This is a genomic window from Planctomycetota bacterium (genome assembly GCA_026387035.1).
In the GTDB taxonomy this organism is placed as follows: domain Bacteria; phylum Planctomycetota; class Phycisphaerae; order FEN-1346; family FEN-1346; genus JAPLMM01.
On sequence record JAPLMM010000185.1, the window covers coordinates 1 to 7,340 of the forward strand.

The following is a 7,340-nucleotide window of genomic DNA, read 5'->3' on the forward strand; positions in this document are numbered from 1 at the left end:
CCGGCCGGTAGGGCCTTTCGGCGACGCCCTCCGCCGGGTTCACCACCCACGAGAGCGGCGCGTAGCAGAGTTCCAACTCGCGCGCCAGCGCGAACTCCGGCGCCAGCGTCATCCCCACCAGCGACGCCCCCTGGGAGGCGAAGAGGCGGATCTCGGCCGGCGTCTCCAGCCGAGGACCGTCCACGCAGACGTACACGCCGCCCACCCGGTGCCGCACGCCGGCCGTCTCCAGCGCCCCCGCCAGCGCACCCCGAAGCGCGGGGCAGAACGGCTCCGCGTGGCGAAGGATGCCCAGGCCGGTCCCCTCGAAAAAGGTTTTCGCGCGGTTCGTCGTCCGGTCGAGAATATCGTCCGGCAAAACGAACGTGCCGACCGAAAGAAGCGGGTCGATGCCGCCGCACGCGCTCGTCGCCAGCACCGCGTCGGCGCCCCGCGCCTTCAGGGCCCAGAGGTTGGCGCGATAGTTGACGCTCCAGGCGCCCGTCTCGTAACCCTTTTCGCCGTGGCGCGCGAGGAGGAGCGCTCGCCGGCCGCCCGGCAGAGCGGCCTCGAAGACGGGCCGCGAGGGTCCGAACGGCGTATCCACCGCCCGCCCGCTGCCGAGGTCGAACCCCCCTTCCTTCGTCAGGACGTGCCAGATGCCGCTGCCCAGAATAATCGCGGGCATGGGAACCGGGGACGGGAGTCGTTTCGGCTTGGCCGACATGCACGATTCCTGACGAGAACTCGCTGGGAAACTGTCTTGCTCTGTTGAAAACATCCTTTCATACTCCCTCTCCCTCGATGGGAGAGGAACGGGGTGAGGGTGAATGCCGTGCGGCGAACCTTTTCCCCCTCACCCCACCCTCTCCCGCAAGGGGAGAGGGAGAACAAAAGCATGTTTTCAACAGAGCAAAACATCTCTAAAACGACGGCCGTCGCCGTTTTTCACTCGGCGGGGATGTCGTCGCCGGCACGCTCGCGGCCCAACTGGTGCATGAAGGCGCGGGCCGACGCGACGCGCGCTTCCGCCAGACGCCGCGACGTCTCCAGATGGAACACGTCCCGCAGCCTCGCCTCCCAGTACCCGTACTCCTCGCGGCGCTCCCAGGCGTTGACGGCCTCGTCGATGGCGCGGCCTTCGAGACAGTAGCGCCTGAGGTCGCGCCAGACGCCCAGGGCGCCGATGTCGTCGAGGCTGTCGGCGTCGGAGAGGATCTTGGCCTCCGCGAGTTCGGCCGTCGCGTCGTGTGTCCGGCGGATGATCTCCTGCACGAGTTCCAACGGGCGGGCGGGCACCTGGCCGCGAAGTCGGTCGCCGGCCAGTTCCGCGCTGTAGTGCTTCACGTCCTCCGCGCTCATGGTCGCCGCGGCATAGACGGTCGAGGTCCGCCGCTCCTCGTCCAGCCGGACCGTCGCCGCCTGGTGAAAAAGCGCCGCGACCGACAGCGCGAACCGGTCGACCCGCCACGACGCCGCCTCCTCGCACCGCGAGAGCCGGTCCGCCACGTGCATCACCCGCAGCGAATGGTCGAAGAGGAACGTGTCCTCGCGCGCGAGCGGCGACCGCCCGACGAGGACTTCCCTCGCAATGGCGATAATGGGCTCGATTTCGGGCATGGAATGCCCTCGCTCCGCTCTTCTGGGTGCAGCAGAAAAAAGTGGCACTTCTTCGGCCGGGGGGTGCCACGGTTTGCTTATCAAACCGTGCGCTGCACTCCAGCCCCACCGATTGACAAGCAATCGGTGGCACTCCTGGACGTTGCCACTTTTCTGTGCTGCACCCGCTCCTCTCCGCAGAACCTATCGGCTAATCGCCGGCCATCCGATAATAGCAATCGCGCCGTCGCGGCTCGAAGCCCGCCGACCGAATCAGCCGCTCCAGCCCGGCCGGCGTCGCCCGGTGCACGCACCCCGCCGCCGCCACCACGTTCTCCTCGATCATCGTCGACCCCAGGTCGTTCGCGCCGAACGCAAGGGCCGTCTGACCGATCTTCGGCCCCATCGTCACCCACGAGGCCTGCACGTTCGCAACGTTATCCAGGAAGAGCCGCGCGACCGCCACCATTCGCAGATACTCGGCCCCCGTCACCGGTTGCCAGGCGGGACCGAGCGCCCCGGACCGCTCCAGGTCGGTGTTCCGGGCCTGGAACGGCCAGGCGATGAAGGCCGTGAACCCGCCGGTCTCGTCCTGGAGGTCTCGTAAGCGCCGGAGGTGTTCGACGCGTTCCTCCGCCGTCTCGACGTGGCCGAAGACCATCGTGGCGGTCGTCGGCATGCCGAGCCCTTGCGCGGTCCGCATGCACGCGATCCACTCGTCCGCCGTGCATTTGCGCGGGCTGATGAGCCGCCTCACCCGGTCCACCAGAATCTCCGCCCCGCCGCCGGGGAGGCTGTCGAGGCCCGCCGACCGCAGCCGCTCAAGCGTCTCGCGCACCGAAAGGCCCTCGCGCGCCGCCAGCGCAACGATCTCCGGCGGGCTGAAGGAATGGATCCGCACCGCGAACCTCCGGCGAATCCCGCGCAGCAGGGCCTCGTAGAACCCGAGGCCCAGACCCCCGTGCACCCCGCCCTGCATGAGGATGTGCGTCGCGCCGAGCGCGACCGCCTCGGCGATCTTCCCGGCGATCGCGCCGTCGTCCAGCACATAGGCGTCGGGCGCCTCCGCCGGACGCCAGAACGCGCAGAACCGGCACCGGCATGCGCAGATATTGGTGAAGTTGATGTTGCGGTCGACCGCGTAGGTCCGCACGCGGCCGGGATGGAGGCGGCGGCACACGGCGTCGGCACGCCGGCCGAGGTCCATCAGGTCCGCACGCTCCAAAAAGTCGAGGGCCTCGGCTGCCGAGAGTCGTTTCCGCCGCGGCGCGACGGCCATGTCAGGTCCCCTCCGGAAAGCGGAGCCGGACCCCGGGGGGCGCCAGGCCCTCCTCCGCCGCCATCCGGTAAAACAGCAGCAGGCCTTCCCGCTCCTTCCGGCCGAACGCGTACTTGACCTGCGACTCCAGGTGCCGACGCGCCACGTCCGCCGGGATGCCTCGCTCGGCCTCGGCCCGGGCCGCAAGGTCTTCACGTGCCGCCAGACCTGCATCGCGTGCGGCGGCGAGGAGTTCCGAAAGGCGCGCCAGCCGCGCGTCGGCCCGCGCGACCCAGACGGCATAGACGAACGGGCGGTGGACGAAACGGTTCCATTCCAGCCCCAGGTCGAGGACCCACTCAGCCTCGGGGCACTCGGCTACCAGGCCGCGGTCCCCGATCAGGAGTTCCGCGTCGGGCTTGCGCGCGTGGTCCGGCCCGACCTCGTGCGGGAAGGCGAAGTGCGGCCGCCCGCCGAAGCGCCGGGCGAAAAGGATCCGCGTCATGGCGTTGGCGCTTCGGCTCGCAGGGTCCAGCAACACGCGCCGCACCTTCGCCATCGGCGCATAGCCGAACAGGCGGATCGAGCCGATCGGGCCAGCCGAGACGATGGCGGCCACGGGCAGGACGACGAACGGCTCCAGGGAGCCGGCATCGGCCTTGCGGGGGCGGACCCGTTCCTGCGCTTCGGCCGACAGGCGGAAATACTCGATCGCCGGCATCAAGGCCGCGTCCACGTCGCCCGCGAGAAGCAGCGGCGCAAGCGCGCTCGGGTCCTCGAGGCGCAGGGCCACCTCCGCCTGCTCCGCCAGGCCGTGAACGAGCGGCGCGGCGTTCAGGAACCGCACGGCGCCGATTGTCACGCGCTGGGTCATCGAAGGCTCCGAGGGCCGACGGGCCCCATTATAGGCCCCCCGCGCCACCGCCACAAGCCGCGCCGCGCGCGGTAGCCTCGAAGGGTGCGGCAACATTTTCTGGCATGACCCGTTTCCGAAGGTTGGCGCTATCTTGCCACTGTAGCGCGGGGGTTCATCCCCCGCGCTGCGCATGCGGTCCCGGCGCGCCGGGACTGCGCGGGGCGTAAAGCTTGCCCGCCTCTGGCGTGGCCCCGCGCTACAAAGACCTAACGTTTGCCAGAAAATCTTGGCACACCTCCTTCCGCCGACTCGCCGAAATCGTTTGACCCTCCCGCCGGTTCGAGTAAAATTGAAGAGTTGGAGGGTTGGCGTGCGCGCCCCTTGGCGCGCAGGCGCATCCGACGGGCGGGAACTTTTCATGGGCAAGGAATCGTCGGCACATTCGTCGGGCTATCTGCTCCTGGCCTGCCCGAAGTGCAGCGCGGGCTACAAGGTGCGCAGGGACCGCGCGGAGGAGACGGTTTCCTGCCGGCGTTGCGGCCACGCGTGGGTCCCTTCCCATGCCGCCGCCGGCGCTGCTCCCGACACATCGGGACCGGAACCGGCTCCGCCGAAGGCGGCCCCGGCCCCCCGGATCCCACCTGCCGCCGAGGCCCCACCGGCGCCGAGGCGCGAGGAACAAGAGGACAAGACCGACCCGCTCGTCGGGGCGAACCTGAACGGCTTCAAGATCCTCTCGCGGATCGGGAGCGGGGGCTTCGGCGTCGTGTATCGCGCCTTCGACACGGACCTGGAACGCTCCGTCGCCATCAAGATGCTCCCGGCGAACATCGTCAAGGCCGGGCCGAAAGTCCTCGACCGGTTCCTCCGCGAGGCCCGCAGCGCCGCGAAACTGTCGCACCCCAACATCGTCACCATCCACCAGATTTGCCGATACCGGGACACCTTCTACATCGTGATGGAGTTGGTGGACGGCGGCGCGCTGCACGAGTTCCTGGCCGTCGAGCGGCGTTTCAAGCCCGCCGAGGCCACGCGCATCATCCGCGCCGCTGCCGAAGGCCTCGGCCACGCCCATCGCCGAGGCGTCATCCACCGCGACATCAAGCCCGGCAACATCATGATGACGAACGACGGCCATGTGAAGGTGAGCGACTTCGGCCTGGCGCGCGACGTCCTGCAGGCGAGCGACATCGTCGGCGAGGGGCACAGCCTCGGCACGCCGCGCTACATGGCCCCCGAGCAGACGGTCGGCGACCAGCCGACGGCCTCCAGCGACCTGTATTCCCTCGCCGCCACCTACTTCATCCTCCTGACGGGCCGCAGCCCCTTCGAGGCCTCCAGCGACCGCGAGATGATGAAAAAGCACCTGAACGCCCCTCTGCCCGACCCGCGCCAGTACGCCCCCGACCTGCCCATCGCCGTCTACCGCTTCTTGCAGAAGGCGATGGCCAAGGACCCGGAGGAGCGGTACCAGACGGCAGAGGAGTTCATTGCGGCCCTGGACCGGCTCGAGTTTTCGGCGTTGGCGGCCGACGTCGCCCCGACGCCTGCGACCCTGAGCGCCCAGATCGGGCCCATCACGCTCGAGGACCGGGGGTCGCACCTCTCGAAGGCCCTCGGCCGCGCCGTCCGCCGCGCCCAACGCCACCATGCTACGCCTTCCCCCGCGCGATACCCCGCCGACTTGCCCTCGAAGGAGGCCCTGCGGCTGGGGGGATGGAAACTCTGGCTCCTCATCGGTGTGCTGGCGGCCGCCGTCATCGTCGTGGCCGTGGTCGTGGCCTTCCTGCTCACGCCGCACGCCGGTCCCGAGGGTGTTACGCCGGCGCCCGGGCAGGGCACGGCACCCTCGCCTCCGGGAACCGGTCTCGTCCAACCGGCGCCGCCGGCGGGAAGTCCCGTCGCGCCGGCCGTCCCGCTCGAGGTCAATGCGCGCATCCAGTTGGACGCCGTCAAGGAGTTCGAGAAACACGCCGGTAATGACCCGTTCCAGCGCCTCGCCGTCATTCAGTCCTACCAGGATGTCATCAAGTTCTATCCGGGCACGCAGGCGGCCGAGGAAGCCCGCCAGGCGATCGAACGCCTCCGCAAGAAAGAGGGAGAGGGCTCGCCGCCGGCCGCTCCCGAGACGCCCGAGAAGGCCCCCGCCGAGTAGCGGACGCGCATGCGAGTAAGCGCCGGGCGAACCATTCGGCTAGACGTACACGCGCGGGATGCGTTTCGCCAGGCCCGTCAGGATTTCGTAGGGGATGGTGCCGGCGAGGCGGGCGACCGCCGAGACGCTGAGGGGGCTTTCGGCGTCGGCCTCGATGAGCGTCGCGGCGAGGCCGACCTCGGGCCGAGGCACGTCCGTCAGGTCCACGAGCGTGGCGTCCATGCAGATGCGTCCGACGACCGGCGCGAGGCGAGCGGCCGGGCCTTCGCCGAGGCGGACCTGCCCCTTGTTCGAGAGGGCCCACGGATACCCGTCGCCGTAGCCGATGGGCAGGAGGCCGACGACGGAATCGCGCTGGGCCCGCCACGTGTGGCCGTAGGAGACGCCTTCGCCGCGGCGAACGCGCTTGAGGTGGGCGACGCGGCTCTTCAGCGCGAGCGCGGGTTTCAGGCGGACCGCCTTCGGCACCCCCTCGCACGGCAGGATGCCGTAGAGGCCGAGCCCAGGCCGGACCATGTCGCAGTGGGACTCCGGGAGGGCGAGGATCGCCGCCGTGTTCGCCGCGTGAACCATCGGGGGCTTCAGGTTCCGTTCGCCGAGCGCGCGCAGCACTTCGGCGAAACGGCGCTGTTGTTCCTCCGTGGCGGCGCGGTCGGGCATCTCGGCGCAGGCGAAGTGGGTGTACACGCCGTCGAGGCGAAGGTGTTTCAGGCCGGCGACCGTCTCCGCGACGCCGACCGCCTCCTCCGCCCGCACGCCCAGGCGGTTCATCCCCGTGTCCACCTTGAGGTGGACGGGGACGACCTTGGCCGCCCGGCGGGCTTCGCGGTCGATCTCCTCGGCCGTGGCCGCATCGGCCACCGTCGCCACCAGGTCGTGCGCCACCAGGTTGGCGATCTCGTCGGCCGGGAGCGAGCCCATCATGAGGATGGGCGCGCCGATGCCCGCGGAGCGCAGGGCGACGCCCTCCTCGACCATCACGACGCCGAGCATGTCAATCCCCGCCGACTCCAGCGCCCGGGCCACGCGCGCCATGCCGTGGCCGTACCCGTCCGCCTTGACGACGCCGAGGACCTTGACGCCGGGCGCGAGGAGCGTCCGCAGGGCGGCGAGGTTCGCGCGGATGGTGCTTAAGTTGACTTCGGCCCAGGTCGGTCGCGGCACGGTCAGTCCTTTGCTTGCCGGCGGCGCGGCGGCTCCGTTGAAAACATGCCTTTGTTCCCCCTCTCCCCTTGTGGGAGAGGGTAGGGTGAGGGGGAAGCGGGGCCCCCGGATGCCTTCTTCACCCTCACCCCGTCCCTCTCCCATCAAGGGAGAGGGAGGATGAAAGGATGTTTTCAACGGGGCCAATTGCAGCCCAAGCCGCCGCGCTCTTCTTTTAACTGGCCGGCGCGCCGGGGTCAAGCGGCGGGACGTCGGGGTCCGGGGCAGCGCGGGTTAACAGGTCCGCGAGTTCCGTCATCCCGAGGAAGCGGGCGACGGCGATGAACGCG

6 protein-coding genes are annotated in these 7,340 nt (G+C 69.8%); 1 reads left to right on the top strand and 5 read right to left on the bottom strand.

Annotation, left to right across the window (positions count from 1 at the left end; genetic code table 11):
* The 4 genes from NTX40_06650 to NTX40_06665 form a co-directional block, all read right to left on the bottom strand.
* Nucleotides 1-706: MTAP family purine nucleoside phosphorylase (locus NTX40_06650; protein MCX5648758.1), on the bottom strand; the 706-nt coding region annotated here is incomplete at its 3' end.
* Between the two features lie 221 nt (nt 707-927).
* Nucleotides 928-1,599: an HD domain-containing protein gene (locus tag NTX40_06655; protein MCX5648759.1), complete on the bottom strand. Its 672-nt coding sequence runs from the start codon at nt 1,597-1,599 to the stop codon at nt 928-930.
* Nucleotides 1,600-1,789: 190 nt separating this feature from the next.
* A complete protein-coding gene (mqnC, locus tag NTX40_06660; protein ID MCX5648760.1) occupies nt 1,790-2,857 on the bottom strand; it encodes a dehypoxanthine futalosine cyclase in 1,068 nt (355 codons plus the stop codon).
* A 1-nt stretch (nt 2,858) separates the two neighbouring features.
* Complete coding sequence (locus NTX40_06665; GenBank protein ID MCX5648761.1) at nt 2,859-3,710, bottom strand: menaquinone biosynthesis protein; 852 nt, start codon at nt 3,708-3,710, stop codon at nt 2,859-2,861.
* Between the two features lie 400 nt (nt 3,711-4,110).
* On the opposite strand from NTX40_06665, the gene NTX40_06670 reads away from it, so the two are divergent.
* On the top strand, nt 4,111-5,847 hold the full coding sequence (locus NTX40_06670) for a protein kinase (GenBank protein MCX5648762.1): 1,737 nt from the start codon (nt 4,111-4,113) through the stop codon (nt 5,845-5,847).
* A 39-nt stretch (nt 5,848-5,886) separates the two neighbouring features.
* Here the strand turns inward: NTX40_06670 and alr are convergent, their stop codons facing one another.
* Nucleotides 5,887-7,011 carry an alanine racemase gene (alr, locus tag NTX40_06675; GenBank protein MCX5648763.1) on the bottom strand — a complete coding sequence of 375 codons (1,125 nt, stop codon included), beginning with the start codon at nt 7,009-7,011 and terminating at the stop codon, nt 5,887-5,889.
* Nucleotides 7,012-7,340: the final 329 nt, after the last annotated feature.